Origin of the sequence: Lysinibacillus sp. ACHW1.5 (genome assembly GCF_022014815.1) — a bacterium.
Taxonomy (GTDB): Bacteria; Bacillota; Bacilli; order Bacillales_A; family Planococcaceae; genus Lysinibacillus; species Lysinibacillus capsici.
This window is the reverse complement of the sequence record NZ_CP091777.1, coordinates 4,302,773-4,318,299: the sequence shown is the minus strand read 5'-3', so window position 1 is coordinate 4,318,299 and position 15,527 is coordinate 4,302,773. Positions and strand designations below refer to the sequence as shown.

Annotated in this window: 15 protein-coding genes; 11 read left to right on the top strand and 4 right to left on the bottom strand. The window is 36.6% G+C overall.

The annotated features are described in order from the left end of the window. The first annotated feature begins 131 nt into the window (after positions 1–131). The 6 genes from L6W14_RS21710 to L6W14_RS21685 all read left to right on the top strand — a co-directional run bounded on the left by L6W14_RS21710 (position 132) and on the right by L6W14_RS21685 (position 5,155). The gene (locus L6W14_RS21710) at positions 132–368 is read left to right on the top strand and encodes a small acid-soluble spore protein Tlp (protein ID WP_131521017.1); all 237 of its coding nucleotides are present in this window, start codon (positions 132–134) and stop codon (positions 366–368) included. Between the two features lie 252 nt (positions 369–620). After that, positions 621–1,154, top strand: coding sequence for an RNA polymerase sigma factor (locus L6W14_RS21705; RefSeq protein WP_048393966.1), 534 nt, complete (start codon positions 621–623; stop codon positions 1,152–1,154). Beyond that, positions 1,141–2,775, top strand: a complete 1,635-nt coding sequence (locus L6W14_RS21700; RefSeq protein WP_237898873.1) for a DUF4179 domain-containing protein — start codon at positions 1,141–1,143, stop codon at positions 2,773–2,775. The genes L6W14_RS21705 and L6W14_RS21700 overlap by 14 nt, the downstream gene beginning before the upstream one ends. A gap of 145 nt (positions 2,776–2,920) precedes the next feature. Further along, positions 2,921–3,202 (top strand): transporter suffix domain-containing protein, encoded by a 282-nt coding sequence (locus L6W14_RS21695; RefSeq protein ID WP_131521015.1) that lies wholly within the window; start codon positions 2,921–2,923, stop codon positions 3,200–3,202. After that, positions 3,192–3,623, top strand: coding sequence for a MarR family winged helix-turn-helix transcriptional regulator (locus L6W14_RS21690; protein WP_048393972.1), 432 nt, complete (start codon positions 3,192–3,194; stop codon positions 3,621–3,623). Before L6W14_RS21695 ends, L6W14_RS21690 begins: the two co-directional genes overlap by 11 nt. Positions 3,624–3,874: 251 nt before the next feature. Next, a complete protein-coding gene (locus tag L6W14_RS21685; protein WP_131521013.1) occupies positions 3,875–5,155 on the top strand; it encodes a histidine--tRNA ligase in 1,281 nt (426 codons plus the stop codon). A gap of 63 nt (positions 5,156–5,218) precedes the next feature. On the opposite strand, the gene L6W14_RS21680 is transcribed toward L6W14_RS21685, so the two are convergent. Together L6W14_RS21680 and L6W14_RS21675 are read right to left on the bottom strand one after the other, a co-directional pair. Further along, complete coding sequence (locus L6W14_RS21680) at positions 5,219–6,841, bottom strand: hypothetical protein (RefSeq protein WP_066037933.1); 1,623 nt, start codon at positions 6,839–6,841, stop codon at positions 5,219–5,221. Then, complete coding sequence (locus L6W14_RS21675) at positions 6,838–7,620, bottom strand: ABC transporter ATP-binding protein (RefSeq protein WP_066037934.1); 783 nt, start codon at positions 7,618–7,620, stop codon at positions 6,838–6,840. The genes L6W14_RS21680 and L6W14_RS21675 overlap by 4 nt, the downstream gene beginning before the upstream one ends. A 220-nt stretch (positions 7,621–7,840) precedes the next feature. Between L6W14_RS21675 and L6W14_RS21670 the strand changes: the two genes are divergently transcribed. Next, positions 7,841–8,365, top strand: coding sequence for a GrpB family protein (locus L6W14_RS21670; protein ID WP_131521012.1), 525 nt, complete (start codon positions 7,841–7,843; stop codon positions 8,363–8,365). Between the two features lie 47 nt (positions 8,366–8,412). On the opposite strand, the gene L6W14_RS21665 is transcribed toward L6W14_RS21670, so the two are convergent. Both L6W14_RS21665 and L6W14_RS21660 read right to left on the bottom strand, forming a co-directional pair. Further along, complete coding sequence (locus L6W14_RS21665; RefSeq protein ID WP_131521011.1) at positions 8,413–9,624, bottom strand: Zn-dependent hydrolase; 1,212 nt, start codon at positions 9,622–9,624, stop codon at positions 8,413–8,415. Between the two features lie 4 nt (positions 9,625–9,628). Beyond that, positions 9,629–10,324 (bottom strand): L-2-amino-thiazoline-4-carboxylic acid hydrolase, encoded by a 696-nt coding sequence (locus L6W14_RS21660; protein ID WP_131521010.1) that lies wholly within the window; start codon positions 10,322–10,324, stop codon positions 9,629–9,631. 137 nt (positions 10,325–10,461) lie between these two features. Between L6W14_RS21660 and L6W14_RS21655 the strand changes: the two genes are divergently transcribed. The 4 genes from L6W14_RS21655 to L6W14_RS21640 all read left to right on the top strand — a co-directional run bounded on the left by L6W14_RS21655 (position 10,462) and on the right by L6W14_RS21640 (position 15,422). Then, entirely contained in the window at positions 10,462–11,343 is an 882-nt protein-coding gene (locus L6W14_RS21655) for a LysR family transcriptional regulator (protein ID WP_131521009.1), read from the top strand. 86 nt (positions 11,344–11,429) lie between these two features. Continuing rightward, positions 11,430–12,884: a sodium/proline symporter gene (locus L6W14_RS21650; protein WP_131521008.1), complete on the top strand. Its 1,455-nt coding sequence runs from the start codon at positions 11,430–11,432 to the stop codon at positions 12,882–12,884. Between the two features lie 176 nt (positions 12,885–13,060). Continuing rightward, positions 13,061–14,509, top strand: a complete 1,449-nt coding sequence (locus tag L6W14_RS21645; RefSeq protein ID WP_131521007.1) for a MocR-like pyridoxine biosynthesis transcription factor PdxR — start codon at positions 13,061–13,063, stop codon at positions 14,507–14,509. A 4-nt stretch (positions 14,510–14,513) separates the two neighbouring features. Next, entirely contained in the window at positions 14,514–15,422 is a 909-nt protein-coding gene (locus L6W14_RS21640; protein WP_131521006.1) for a D-alanine--D-alanine ligase, read from the top strand. The last annotated feature ends 105 nt before the right edge of the window (positions 15,423–15,527 follow it).

Below are 15,527 nucleotides of genomic sequence, written 5' to 3'. Positions count from 1 at the left end.
AATTGCTTTTAATGAAGGTAGAATTATTGGATAGATAGCGTTTAAAGGATGTTATTTTAGTAAAAGTTAGCACTCATATAATGATAAAATCATTCCAAAATAACCTTATGTCATAATTTGAGGAGGTTAACATGGCTAATTCAAGACATCGAAAATCAGATGATCGCTCCAATAATGTTGAACGCATTCGTGATATTGTTAAAAATACTGAGGAGAAAGTGCAGGAAGCAGAAATTAGTATGGAATTTGCAGATCCTCTAGAAAGTAACAGGCTAAAGGAAAAAAATAAGCGACGTAAACAGTCAATTGAAGCTTTAAAAGATGAAATGAAAGATGAAATGACAGCACGAAAAAAAGGTGAAGTTTAAAATTAGTTTCTAGAAGAATCAAATGTGATTCATGATATTGCCTTCGCTCACCATTTCCCAATAGCCAAAAACAGATGGATTAGATGTTCCATAACGGACCTCTATTGCCATCTGTTTTTTTTGCACATTAACTGGATCTTTTTACATAAACACTAAATTAAAAAAGTACGTATATGAATTTCTTAAAAAAATGAACCTTTTCAAGTAGTCATTTGTTTATAACGTAGAACCATCAGAAAGGAGTGCCTTGGATTGACAGAACGTGAATTATTCGATTCATACAACAAAGATGTTTACCGTACCTGTTATTACATGCTACGGAATGCCCAAGATGCGGAAGATCTCTGCCATGATGTATTTGTCACCGTCTTTCGTCAGGATTGGAGAAGTGTAGAGCATACACGTGCTTGGATTTTACGGATTGCGATGAATCAATGTTTAAATTTGCTTAAAAGAAAGCAGGCTCAGTTAAAAAAAGTGAGTCAGGTACAGTTGCTACAGGAGCAAACTACGGCATCAGTTAAATCTGTAGACACCATTGTACTGGAGAAGGCAGCTGAGGAGGAGTGGGAGGCACTACTCAGACAGCTACCAGAAAAGTTAATGGCTGTTGTCACCCTCCGCTACATTGGTGAGCTATCATTAGTGGAAATTGCGGAAACGCTAAAGATTCCAGTGGGAACGGTGAAATCGAGACTCCATAAGGCATTGAAAATCATGCGCAAAAAACTAGAACAAAAACAAAATTTATGGTTGAAGGGAGAGAATCAATTTGGAACGCATTGAAAAGAAATTGAAAAAAGAGATGAACGCAGACCATAACATGAAGTATCCTGACTTTGAACAAATGTGGAATGGTATCCAGCAGGATGAACTAAAAATGGTAAATGAACCGATCGAACTTCTACCTCGAAAAAGAAAGAGATTTGTTTTAGTTGCAGGATTAGCTGTCGCTCTAATGGCTACACCTGTCTATGCAGCACTGAACTATGATTGGTCAACTATTCTATCTTATAGAGCTGGTATTCAGTCTGCATTAGACCAGGGCTTAGGGCAGACGATTGAACAATCTGTTACGAAGGATGGGTTTACGTTGACCGTACATACGGCGTTTATCGATGATAACAGAACCTTTCTTTTGTATAGTTTGAAACCTGATGCCTCTTGGGATGGAGAGGATATAGGCTTTGAACATACCGGGCTTAAAGATTCAAAGGGTAACTTTATTGAAGGGAATTATACACATTCTTGGAATGAGGAGCTTGGTACCTTTCAGGGTTATTTTGAAACGGATTGGGTTGCTGAAGGACAGATGACAGATGTGGAGCTTATGATGGAGAATATTCAATTCATCAGCGATAAAAAATATTCTATCGACTATAATCCAAATGACTTAACTACGCAAGTGTTCCCTATTCAAAAGGACGGAGTTGACACAGTGTCTATTCAATCTTTTGCACAAGATAAGGGTAAAATATTGCTTAAAACGGCAGTTACACTTACAGATTTAAAAGTCCGAAATACAGGGATATTCATTGAGGCGATTAATAATACGAATCATTCAATTGAAACAGGGAAAAAATCTTTCATGGGAAGACAGGGAGCAAAAGGAGAATATTTTAGTCAGCAACTATTCGAGTCTGAAGCCTTACAAGAAGAGGGAACTAAATTCCAAATTTCTTATAACCGCATACTAGAAACAAAAGAAAGCACTTGGAATATGCAACTAAATCTCTCTAAAACACAACTGGAAAATACATCATTTAAGCAAGTATTAGATATTCCAATTGACAATGTGCCTGGTGGCACTAAAATTCATGAAATGACGGTTACACCGACCCAAGTTCGATTAGTTCTTACTCAAGAAAAATACGAAACTTTCCCTTATATGGATTATCAACTGGATATAGGTGGAACATTATTGACTGGATATATTTCGGGTAAAGTTGGAAATCCTAATGAAACAGAGCTGCGCTTTGAAATAGTTGGACTAAATGCAGCTTCTTTGGAAAATCAACCTTTAACTTTCGTTGCTAAGAACCGTGTTGAAGGTTTATACGGAGACGATAATTCAATCCAATTAACGAACATATCAGCAAAGCATCAAAGTGTAACATCTAATATAGCAGGGTATCCAATTTCATGGACGTATTATATGAAGGACAATAACCTTTATGTGGAATCATTAAGCCCTGATCCAGGGTTTGCTGGAGTCAATCAAACCTATTATTTAGAGGGTAAAGAAGAAATCTATGGGACGCCTGAATTTATGGGCATTCTTGAAAATAATAAAAGAATGGATGTTTATGAGAATTTTGACAAGGAGGAGCTAGAAATTCTCATTTATAAATATTTAACTAACAAGCCAAATGATGAGCTACGTATACCCCTTACATTTGGAAAATAACTAAATTAGTAATCCCATCTATTTGACTCTCACTAGTCAAATAGATGGGAATTTTTGTTCTAAAGATTAAAAAGCTTTACATAAAAAGAAATGTATCATATAGTTTAGTTAACTTAAATAAATTAATTATTACAGGAGAAGATACATGACCTCTAACGAAAGAACACAAAAATCTTTTGCTTATAAGCTTGGATTAGGCATTATTATCTTTTCACTTTCTTTATGGTTAATCCCAATTATTACACCTTTCACACCGATACCTACAAAAGTAAAGGCAGGGATTATACCAGGAAGTATTATTATGGCTGAAATCTTATTTTGGCTTGGTGCTTTACTTGTTGGAAAAGAAGTAGCCAACAAATTTAAAAGCTATCTAAATCCTAAAAAATGGCGAGAAAAAGGTGACACTCAAAAAAATGAAGAATAACCAGGTAGCAGAGCAAATAAATCAAACCATTGAAGATATTTGGATCATGCTTGAGAAAATGGAAAGGGCTTATACTAATTTCTCCTTAAATAATCAGCAATATGTTCTTTTAACATTAGTAATGCGTCATCCATCCTGCTCGCCTTCAGAACTAGCAGATAAAATGGCTATTACAAAAAGTGCAGTGAGTCAGCAATTAACCAAGCTTGAACAGGATGGCTATATAATGAAAAGGCAGCATGAGGAGGATAAGCGTGCCTTTTCTGTCGAATTAGGTGAGAAGGGTCTATTATATAAACAGGAAGTCGAAGCCTTTAATCAACAGATTACAGAAAAGTACCATGCTCACTTAACAACTGAAGAGTTAGCTGAAATGTTAGCTACTCTAGAAAAAATGAAAAAAATACTGTGTGAATTTTAGAAAAAATTTGACATTCTATTGGGTGTGTCTTATAGTAACCCTTAATAAAAAAGGGGGAATAAACATGGTCATTACTCTTGTCCAATCATTCACAATAAAACATCATCATCATCACTAGTCTTGCTATCCTTATTAACTTATTAATATTGAATAGGAAGACTATTTCTCATGTAATCGTATAAATAAAGCTGATTTGAAGCTTTATCGTTATACGGTTTTTTTATTGCTCAAAAAATGAGGAGGAGCTTATGATGAAAAAAATGGACTATCAGAATGTTCGAGGAACACAAGATTATTTACCAGAGCAAGAGGCTACTCGTCGTGTGATACGACGTACGTTAGAAGATACATTTATAGCCTATGGCTGCAAGCCGTTAGAAACACCTATTCTTAACTATACAGAGTTGATGGCTTCTAAATATGCTGGTGGTGCTGAGATTTTAGAGGAGATGTATACATTAACAGATCGAGGTGAGCGAGATTTAGCGTTACGCTATGATTTAACAATTCCATTTGCAAAAGTTGTAGCGATGAATCCAGCGATTGCTATGCCATTTAAACGATATGAGATTGGCAAAGTGTTTCGAGATGGCCCCATCAAGGCTGGTCGTTTTCGCGAATTTACACAATGTGATGTAGATATTGTTGGGGTAGAATCACAGGCTGCTGAGGCGGAGCTAATGATGATGGCGATAGATGCCTTTGATCAGCTTAAACTTAAAATTAATCTCCAATATAATAATCGCAAGCTTTTAGTTGGTTTACTGCAATTATTTGAGGTTGAACAGGAACAAATGAATCGAGTTATTTTAACATTAGATAAGATTGAAAAAATAGACGAGAAAACAATGCTCGCAGAATTGAAGGCATTGGGGTTATCAGATAATAGTATTCATAAAATAAAGCACTTTTTAGATGAACGTCCTCAAATAAGTATGGCGTATTTTGAAGGATTCGCGACCGAGAATGTCTTTTTACAACAAGGTTTACAGGAATTAATGGAATTAACTTCTTATTTAGAGGCACTTGAAATAAGTGACCAATGTATTTTCAATCCATTTTTAGCGAGGGGACTTGAAATTTACACAGGAACAATTTATGAAATTTTTTTAGCAGATGGAACAATCCGCTCAAGTATTGGTAGTGGGGGACGCTATGACAATGCTATTGGTGGCCTTTTAGAGACAAATCAAACCTATGCTACTGTTGGTATTTCATTTGGTTTAGATGTCATCTATACAGCACTAGAGCTTTCGGGAAAAATAGAGCAAAACGCTCATAGCGTGGATATTTATATTATTCCTCTGGGAACAGAAAAAGAGGCACTAAAGCTAGCAACTGCATTACGGCGAGAAAAATATAAGATAGAAGTTGAGCTAAGTGGGAAAAAAGTGAAAAAGGCGATGGAAAAAGCCAATCGTGAAAACACACCGAAGGTTATTGTATTAGGAGATAACGAGGTCAATCAAAATATGTATAAAATAAAAGATATGAAAAGCGGTGAGGAAGAAATCGTTGCATTTATCTTTTAAACATCATGGCATGGAAAAAACGGCTGATCCCACTCTATTATAGGATTTGAGCCGTTTTTTGGTTTATTTTTTCGATTTAAAAACCAGTTTCCATATCAAGATGTTGATGAAGAAAAGCACAATGAAATATATAGTAGAGCCGTATGTTATCTGACTAGCTATTATATAGTGCAGCCCTACAAGTAAACCTAAAGGGAGCAATAACAAAAGAATCTTCCAGCCTTGTGCATCATTAACTTCATCATAGGGTTTGGTAAAGGGTAATTTGTTTGTCATCATGACGAAACAAAGGATGGTATATAACCAGCTTGTTACCAAAACAGCTAGTAAATCAGGGATAATTCGAATACCATAAATATAGCTAAAGACTATACTTAGTACTAAAAATAACGGAGTATACAATTTAATTAAAAATGCCTTTAAGCTACCTTTTTGTAAATCTGTATAATCTTTAAGCGGTAGCGTTTTATAAATCCATGCAGCCTTATATTTAGCAGAGTGACCAAGCATAAGGACAGCGGATGGTATAATCATCATACTAAAATAGATATTTAAATAGCTCATACTACTAGCATAATCGACTTCTTCCCCTCTGCTAAAAGTAAACATGAAAATAAAGGGAATAATAAATGAAAAGCCTAAAGATGGGTAGACCTTTAGCTTAAACTCTCGCTCTTGCTTCATCATCAGAGCTGCGAAGCGATAGAAAGCTCGTTCCTCGTGTGTTCTACACACAATGGTTAATAAAAACGACTTTAGTCGATTGTTCTTTTCCTTTTTAGACTTACTTGTACTTAGCAGTTTTTGGAGATTGCGTTCAAAGGTTGGTATGAGTTTAATATAGATCCAAATCGAAATAATAGGTACAATCACTGCTAAGATGGTATAAATGACGGTCAATAAGGATGTGTCACCATGCAGTATGAGTTCATAAGGGGCAGCGAACCACATCGGTATTAAGAAGAGGTTCCACCAATGAAACGACACTACCATATCTAAATTGACAAATTCAAAGGATCGAATAAGAACTTGGTAGCCAATCATCAGCATTAGAGATAAAGCGATTTGTACATAATTAATCATATCCTTCAGCTTTTCACCATCGAAGAAGCGTAAAATGGCAATATATAAAATGGCTGTGATGGCAACTATAAATAAATTCATTAATAGAATCTCAAGACCTGTTAAAATAAAAAACACAATACCTTGAGTAAAAAGGCTGACTATTAGAGGGATGGCTGTTAGGGCCAATGTTAAATAGGATAAATAAATAAAAATATGCATAAATTTTGCTGCATTAATTGTTTTAGCTGAAATAGGCTTAGTTGAAAGTATGCTTTTATCTCGTACATCTAAAAGCACAGAAGAAAAGTCAGAAATCAATGAAGTCATAATCAAAAAGATGATCATTGCAAAGGCGATACTCATCTGAAATAGAAAATTTTGACCAAATCCCATAAGCGGGATGAGTATAAGCCCGAATAACATATAAATCCATAGAGACTTAATGTAGCCATACTTTTGATTGTCTTTCTTTTTGTTTTGATTAAATAGGGTAGGTACTTTCCGTTCATCCATTGTTAATTTTATATGGAGGATTTTTCTCATCATGTCATAATCAATGCCCATTTTTATAAAAAGCCATCGGAACTTATCAAGCAATCGTAGCGTTTTGAAATCTGTCATAATTGTCCCCCACGAACGACGGACACAAATTTTTCTCCGATTTCCTGATGTTCATGAAATCCTGTTAACTGGTTAAAAATTCTTTCTAATGTTCCTTCAGTATTATCTGCTTGTAATTGGGCAAATGTTCCGTCCGCTGCAATTTTTCCATCATACAGCAAAATGATGCGGCTACTGATTTTTTCAACGACATCCATAATGTGTGATGAGTAAAATATAGTCTTTCCATTGGCAGCTAGTTGCGTTAAGATTTCTTTAAAAATCATGACACTGTTTGCGTCTAGGCCATTGATTGGTTCATCTAAAAATAGCAGGTCTGGATTATGTATAAGGCTTGCAATAATTAGTAGTTTTTGACGCATGCCTTTAGAATAGGAAGAAATTCTAGAATGGTATGCTTCACCAACTCCAAACAGTTCCATTAGTGATTTGGATTTGTCAGCCGCCTCCTCTAGCTCTAATCCATATAGCTGGCCGATGAAGGTTAAATACTCATAGCCTGTTAAGTTATCATAAACATCAGCGATTTCAGGGACGTAACCAATTCGCCGTTTATAATCAATTTGGTCTTGTCCTATGCTTTTCCCAAAGAGCTTAATCTCGCCACCATAATCACCTTCTAGCCCTAGAATAAGTTTTACAGTTGTACTTTTACCCGCGCCATTGGGACCGATATAACCGATGATTTCACCTCTAGCTGCGTGAAGGTCAATCCCTTTCAAAATTTCCTTGTTTCCATAACTCTTCGTTAAATTCGTAATTGTTAAAATCTCTTCCATTTTATAGCCCCTTTCAATTATTTTGGAAAATTAACCATAATTACACTATATCATATTAAAAGAGATAATATTCCTTATGCTAAAATGAAACCAGTTCAATCAAATATAGAGAGATCTTCTTATATAAAGGGAAATTTAAAAACGAAATAGATTTATTATTTTAAGGTAAATACGCTTTATTTATAGTTGGCTTATTTCAAAAAAGTGAGGTGAATGACACATGAAAAAAATTGAAGTGGTATTGTCTGACTATGATCCAAATTGGGAAGGACAATTTTTAGATGAAAAAAGGAGTATACAAGAAGCTATTGGTCCTGCAATATTAGGGATTGAGCACATAGGTAGCACATCTATCAAAGGTTTAAAGGCTAAGCCCATTATTGATATTCTTCTAGGAGTCCAAAGGATAGAAGGAGTCTCGGAATTAATAGAGGCTTTAAGAATAATTGGGTATGAATATGTTCCTAAACCTGAGCTAATGGATAGAAGAAGATTTTTTAGAAAAGGGCTATGGGGCCAAGGAACATGTCATTTACATATATGTGAATATAACAGTAGTGAATGGATTGACAAATGTCTGTTCCGAGATTATCTTCGATTAAATGCTCAAACGGCGGATGAATATGAAACGTTAAAAGAACAGCTTGCTGTTCACTTTCAGTATGATCGCCAAACCTATACCAAGAAAAAGGAACCGTTCATTCAAAATACTATTGCTAAGGCGAAGAATAAAGACTTTCTATAAAAGCCACTCTCAACAATTTAGAGAATGGCTTTCTTCTATATTATGGGCTATTTAGAGAGTTCGACAACAGTATCATAAAAAATATTAGTTGCTACAACAATATCCTCATCTGAGCTGTATTCTAATGGATTATGACTAATGCCGTCCTTCGAGCGGACGAATAGCATTCCAATCGGGGCAATTTCAGCTATATTCATTGCATCATGCCCAGCACCACTTATGAGAGAATAAGGACGTATACCTTGCTTTTCAATACTTGTAGTAAGTTGCTGTTGTAGTAAGGCATCGGTTTTTGCAGGCTTAATGCGCTGTAATACTTTGGAAGCCAATGAGACATGTCTTCGTTCAGCAATTTGTTGAAGCTGTTGCATAATTTCCTGCTCTAATGCACTTACTTTATTTTCGTCAATATCACGAAGATCAATCGAGAACGTAACTTTACCTGGTATAACGTTTGTCCCATTTGGAGAGACCGTTAGCTTACCAACCGTTGCAACGGAATCTGTTGTATTGTTTAATAGTTGCTCAATAGCTAAAATCATTTCACTTGCTGCAGTTAGAGCATCCTGACGAATCGGCATAGGTGTTGCACCAGCATGTTCACTGACACCCGTTACGGTTACCTCTAGCCATAATGGGGCTGCAATACCTGTGACAACACCGACTGGTAGGTCTTCATTTTCTAACACTTTTCCTTGCTCGATATGCATTTCTAAATAAGCTTTTATGTCATTACGATGCACTTGTGTTAAAGGATAAGGTGATAAATGGAAATCTTTCATGGCTTCTTCGATGGAAATGCCAGCTTCATCTGTATGCTGTAATTGCTCCTCTGTTAAAAGACCAGCCATTGCACTACTGCCAAGAAGCCCAAAGCCAAATCTCGTGCCTTCCTCATCCTTAAAAGCGACGACTTGAATTTTTTTAGAGGGTATCAACTGTTGCTCATGCATAGTATGTACCACTTCAATAGCTGCTAGCACCCCTAATGCTCCATCATATTTGCCACCCTCTGGTACTGTATCGATGTGAGAACCTAGCATAATGGTTTCATTTCCTTCACCATATGTACCAATAAGGTTTCCAACTGCATCGATTGTGACATTCATACCTGCTTGCTCCATATAAGTTGTGACTAACTCAATTGCCTGCTTTTCTTCTGGTGTGAACGAGAAGCGGTTAATGCCACCTGTCTTTTCATTACGACCAATTTGACTTAAGTCTTGAAGATGCTGTACGAGCCTAACTCCGTTAATCATGACATCACTCTTTCATTTGGAATTGGAAGTGGCACTGTCCTTCACGTAAAACAAATTGATCATGTACCACCTCTAGGCTTTTATTGTACCCTTTAGCAATAGAGGGGTCGATGACTTTACAATACAAAATGCCGTATTTACCCATATCATCATCTGCCCATTGTTGACCTAATGGGCAGTGAGTAAACGTTTGTTCAACCTCATTTTCCTTATAAACTGTATCGATTTCAAACAAATCACTACGACCCATATCATAGTTAGTTAAATAATGCTCCACGGAATTTTCTAGACCGTTTGTGCGAGCACGTTGAGCAATACCTTGGCCTCGTTTATGACCAAAACGTTCTACTGCCCGCATAATCACTTGTTCACCAGCTTCACCATATTCATCTACAACTTGCTTGGCAATCTGTGCAAACATTTTAGAAAATCGAGCAAACGGTGTTAAATCGGCAAATTTCTCTTCACCTACAACGATTTGGGGTAAGTATTCAAAGAAAGTATGATTTTCCCCTTCTGCTGTTGCTTTTTTCGCCATTGCTTCAGCATCCTTTAAACCAAACGCATCTAAGCCTTTTTGTACTAATCTCCGACCATGCTCGCCATACTGCTCTGTAATGGAGAGATGTAATTCTGTAAACATTTTTGCGGTAATTATGTCCATAGATAAAGCCTTCATCATTAATTTGTCCTCTGCCATTTTATGAGCCCCCTCATTAACAAATCGTATTGATTTACTTGGATTTTATTTTTATTATAGAGGTGGCTAGTAATTTAAATCAAATGAATATTTACACAATCGAATATGAAAAAAAATCATAAAAGGAGCAGAATAGCATGGCTACATTAGCACAATATATTGCGTTCCATACACTTATCGATACAGGAAATTTTACAGAAACAGGCTTAAAGCTCAATCTCACACAGTCTTCAATCAGTCATACGATTAGTAATTTAGAGGCAGAATTAGGGCTTTCTCTAATTATTCGAAACCGCAATAATATTGTTTTAACGAGTGAGGGGAGAATTGTTTACGAACACATCTCAAAAATATTGCAGCAACAACAGCAGCTTGAAACCTCTGTAGCAAATTTAAAGAATCTCATTGGTGGGATGTTATCGGTTGGTATTCTACCAAGTGTTTCCTTGGTCTTATTACCAAAGGTTTTAGCGTATTTCGAACAGCATTATCCAGACCTAGAAATACGTTTGATGGAGGGAGATTATGATCAAATCGAAGAATGGCTTCATAATGGCGTTGTAGATATCGGTTTTTTAGTGCAGCCAAATTCTAAATATCTTGTATTCGATGCGATTTTTAATGATGAGCTTGTTTGCATTATGGCACAGGAACATCCATTGGCGAAGGAAGAAAGGCTCTCTCTAGAGCAATTGCAGGATGAACGTTGGATTATGCCTAAACGTACGATTGATCGAGATGTATCAAGGATTTTAGCTAAACATAAAATCCATCCCAATGTAGTCTATGAATTATCAGTTGATCAAGTCATTTTGACAATGGTCAATGAAAATTTAGGCATTTCTGTTGTGCCCAACTCCCTTTTACTACATGCACCAAGTAACCTGATTAGAAAAAAATTTTATCAAGCATATGTTAGACAGGTTGGAATTGCACACAAACACAGTATTCATCTTTCTCCAGGAGCTTTGAAGTTTGTAGAAATATCGAAATACTTTGCCTCCTTTTTACAAAATTAGTTATTGACAATTAAAAAAACCCGAACTATTATCTGATAAAACCAATTGGGATTGTTTAGATTAATCAGATGGAGGACTTTGGGTATATGCATACAATTGTTTATGTTGAAATATTTGTCTATTTACTCGCTATGCTAGGAGTAGGGATTTACTTCAGTAAAAAAGATTTATCACATAATGATTACTTTCTAGGGGGAAATAAACTACCGGGCTGGGCGTTAGCCTTTTCAGAGCGCGCAACGGGTGAATCCGCCTATATGTTTTTAGGGGCAATTGGCTTTATTTATGTGGCTGGGCTGTCAGGCATTTGGATTTTATCTGGCATGCTTTTAGGCGTTGTTGTGTCATGGCTATTTTTATCAAAGCGCTTTATGACAGAGCAACAAAAATATATGGTGAATAGCCTAACAGATTATATTGCTGTTAAATTTCCAAAGCACGCAGATATAATTCGTTGGTTAGCTTCTGCAGTAATGGTATTATTCTTTGTTTGCTATTTAGCAGCTCAATTCTCTGGGATGGGTAAAACGATTTATTCATTCTCAGGATTCAACATCACATGGGGAACAATTATTATTGGAGCAATAATAATTGCCTATTCATGTATGGGGGGGTTTATGTCCGTTGTTTGGACAGATACAATCCAAAGTTTTTTAATGCTGATCTCGTTTGTTATTGTTCCAATTGCTGCTTATATGGAAATTCAACATCAAGGTTTAAGCATTTCAACAGAGCTAGCTCAAATGGGCAATGGTGCAGATAGTTGGGTTGGAGGCTTAAATGGACTTGCCTTAGGGGCGATGTTATTTACAAATCTATCCTGGTTCTTTGGCTGGCTTGGGGGGCAACCTCAATTGAGCTCTCGCTTTATGGCTATTACGACTGAAAAAGAGCGAATTACTGGCCGTAATATGGCGATTATTTGGACATTAATTGTCTATGTGGGTGCCTTTTTATCTGCGATTTTCGCCTCAACTTTGTATAAGCAAGGTTCTATTGAAGATCCTGAAATGATATTGCCACATATGGTATTTGAAATTTTACCGCCTTGGGTTGCAGGAATTATTGTGGCTGGTATTTTAGCAGCTATTATGTCAACGGCTTCGTCTCAATTGTTAGTCATCACAACATCGATAAGTGAGGACATAATTCATAAAACATTACGTTGGAATATTTCTAGCAAAAAATTAGTTCACCTTTCGCGTCTAGTGGCTGTTATTAGTGGGATTGTGGGTATTATGATTTCACTCAAATCAGGTTCTGTAATTTATAGCTTAGTATCCTTTGCATGGGCAGGGATTGGCAATACATTTTCGGTTGTGATCCTTTTAATCTTTTTCTGGAAACGTGTGTCAGGCATTGGGGTTATTGCTACAATTATTGTCGGTTTTATTAGTGCGATTGTATGGTCCCTGTCACCTATGGAGGCTGTAGTGTCAGCCAAGGCAGCGACATTCTTTATTTGCTTAATTGTTGGAGTTGTGGTGTCCTTAGTATGTCCTGATAAAAAGGAAAACGGTCTGGATGATATTTTAAAATAATAATAAAACTCCTTTTTTGCTGATATATTTCTCAAAAGAGGAGTTTTCTTTTTATGCTTATGACCATATTGAAATATGATAGAAAGAAGAGCAACCACTCTAACAGGAAATTACATAATGTGTGGACCTTTTTGGTTATCAGGGTTTATGCAAAAATGAAGCAAGGGGGTTAGGAAGTGTTTAGTGATTTTAAGCTTATGGATGAACGACCAGTTTATGTACAATTGAAGGATTATGTTCAAGACATGATTGTCAAGGGGCATCTGTTGGAACATCAAAAGCTTCCATCTACCCGTGAACTTAGTAAGTTATTAGCGGTCAGTAGAAACACGGTGCTGAACGCATATGCCGAATTAGAGCTAGATGGCATCATCTATGCAGTGAAAGGAAAAGGGCATTTTATCGGAAAGGTTACTACATTGAAAACTTCTTCTATTGAAATAGATTGGAAACAAAGGCTGAATGAAACAACTTTATTAGCTGATGAAATTGATTTAATACGACAAGATATACACTGGAAAAAAGGCATGATTTCATTTACTAGTATAGCTCCAGAAGAAAAGCTTTTTGATGTTGAAAATTTCAAAAGGGCATTTCTCACAAGGATGTCCATTGAAGGAGATATTGTCTTAAACTATGGCTATGCCAAGGGCTATAAGCCCTTAATTGACCACCTTCTTAGCTATATGGAGATGAAAGGTGTGGACATTTCTAATAAAGATATTTTAATTACAAATGGTTTTACAGAAGGTCTAGATATTTTATTGTCCTCTTTAGCTAAAAAATCAGGGCGTGTACTATGTGAAAATCCTACACATCATGCAGCATTGAAGCTTTTCCGTTTGCATGGGTTAGACGTACATGGCATCGATATGCAAGATGACGGGATTGACATGGAACAGGTGGAAAAAACATTAGCAGATAAGGACTTTGATTTTGCCTATCTTATCCCGTCCTATCATAATCCAACAGGAATTGTCACTTCCTCCGAGAAAAGGAGTGCTATTTTTCAGCTTTTTTCCAAATATCAAATACCCATTATAGAAGATGGCTTTAATGAGGAATTAAGGTATTCAAGCTCGCATTTGGCACCACTAATCGCTTTTAGCGGTATAGGTAATAACATTGTCTATATTGGTAGCTTTTCTAAAATTCTTTTCCCTGGCTTACGTGTTGGCTGGATTTTAGCAGATAGGGAGTTAATTGATAGCTTGGAAAGTATGAAAAGAGCTCGAACAATTCATACATCAACACTGGATCAGGCAGTGTTATATCAATATTTACAGGATGGTTACTTTGAAAAATATTTAAAGAAAGCAAGATTTGTTTACAAGAAAAAATATGAGCTTGCCCGTCAAGCTTGTATGCAATACATTCCCTATAGCAGGATAACAGGGGATGGGGGGCTTCACCTTTTTATAGAACTAAAAGAGGACGTAGATGCACGATTGTTGCTTGAGAAATGCTATGACAAGGGCGTGGTATTTTATCCAGGTGATGTATTTTATACAAATGGAAGAGGTAGTCATACATTTCGTTTAGGCTTTTCTCGTTTAGCAGATGACGATATTGTTCGAGGTATTCAAATCATTGGTGATACATTGAAAAACGTTATGAGGAGTTGAAAAAATGAAGGTTGGCGTAATTATGGGTGGTACTTCCTCTGAAAAGCAGGTTTCCATTATGACAGGTAAGGAAATGGTCACTCAATTAGATAAGCAAAAATACGAAGTTGTGGCCATCACATTAGATAACAACAAAGAGGTAATTGACAAGGTGGGTGATATTGATGTGGCTTTGTTAGCACTTCACGGTAAGTTTGGGGAAGATGGTACGATTCAGGGGGTGCTAGAAACGTTGGGTATTCCTTATACAGGAAGCGGTCTTCTAGCAAGTAGTTTGTGCATGGATAAAAATATGGCTAAAAAAATCCTTCGATATGAAGGTGTTGCAACGCCAGATTGGGTGCATCTCATAAAAGGAGAGGAGTTGCCCTTACAGGATATAGAGCTTATGGGTTATCCACTTGTAGTTAAGCCAAATGCTGGTGGTTCTAGTGTGGGTGTTCAAATTGTCCATGACCGGAGTGCCTTATTAGCTGCAGTTACAGAGGTATTTAAGTGGGATAACGAAATCATTATTGAGCAGTACTTGATTGGCGAAGAAATTACATGCCCCATCCTTAATGAACAGCTATTGCCAATCCTGTCAATCAAACATACAGCAGTATTTTTTGACTACCAGGCAAAATATGACGATGCTTCTACAGTAGAGGAGCCTGTGGAACTACCACTTGCAATTCACGACCGAGTTGCAAAGGCTGCGATGATCAGTTACAAGGCTTTAAGATGCACTGTCTATGCAAGAGTAGATATGTTAATTAAGGATGGCGTTCCTTATGTGTTGGAGGTTAATACATTGCCTGGCATGACGCAAAATAGCCTCCTACCAAAAAGTGCCCTTGCAGCGGGGATCAGCTATTCAGCACTATTAGACAGTATTATCGAAAGCTCCTTACAGATTGATAGAAATAGGTAAATAGAAAAACAAAATCACCAATAGAATTTTTGTGAAAGGTGAAAATGAATATCCGTTCCAAGCTACTTCTAATTGGGGAACGGAAATCAACCCTTCGCTTTGCCA

Excerpts from the sequence above, each read along its gene's own strand:
- L6W14_RS21710 (WP_131521017.1), top strand. The coding sequence starts at position 132 with ATGGCTAATTCAAGACATCGAAAATCAGATGATCGCTCCAATAATGTT.
- L6W14_RS21695 (WP_131521015.1), top strand. The coding sequence starts at position 2,921 with ATGACCTCTAACGAAAGAACACAAAAATCTTTTGCTTATAAGCTTGGA.
- L6W14_RS21690 (WP_048393972.1), top strand. The coding sequence starts at position 3,192 with ATGAAGAATAACCAGGTAGCAGAGCAAATAAATCAAACCATTGAAGAT.
- L6W14_RS21685 (WP_131521013.1), top strand. The coding sequence starts at position 3,875 with ATGAAAAAAATGGACTATCAGAATGTTCGAGGAACACAAGATTATTTA.
- L6W14_RS21680 (WP_066037933.1), bottom strand. The coding sequence starts at position 6,841 with ATGACAGATTTCAAAACGCTACGATTGCTTGATAAGTTCCGATGGCTT.
- L6W14_RS21675 (WP_066037934.1), bottom strand. The coding sequence starts at position 7,620 with ATGGAAGAGATTTTAACAATTACGAATTTAACGAAGAGTTATGGAAAC.
- L6W14_RS21670 (WP_131521012.1), top strand. The coding sequence starts at position 7,841 with ATGAAAAAAATTGAAGTGGTATTGTCTGACTATGATCCAAATTGGGAA.
- L6W14_RS21665 (WP_131521011.1), bottom strand. The coding sequence starts at position 9,624 with ATGATTAACGGAGTTAGGCTCGTACAGCATCTTCAAGACTTAAGTCAA.
- L6W14_RS21660 (WP_131521010.1), bottom strand. The coding sequence starts at position 10,324 with ATGGCAGAGGACAAATTAATGATGAAGGCTTTATCTATGGACATAATT.
- L6W14_RS21655 (WP_131521009.1), top strand. The coding sequence starts at position 10,462 with ATGGCTACATTAGCACAATATATTGCGTTCCATACACTTATCGATACA.
- L6W14_RS21650 (WP_131521008.1), top strand. The coding sequence starts at position 11,430 with ATGCATACAATTGTTTATGTTGAAATATTTGTCTATTTACTCGCTATG.
- L6W14_RS21640 (WP_131521006.1), top strand. The coding sequence starts at position 14,514 with ATGAAGGTTGGCGTAATTATGGGTGGTACTTCCTCTGAAAAGCAGGTT.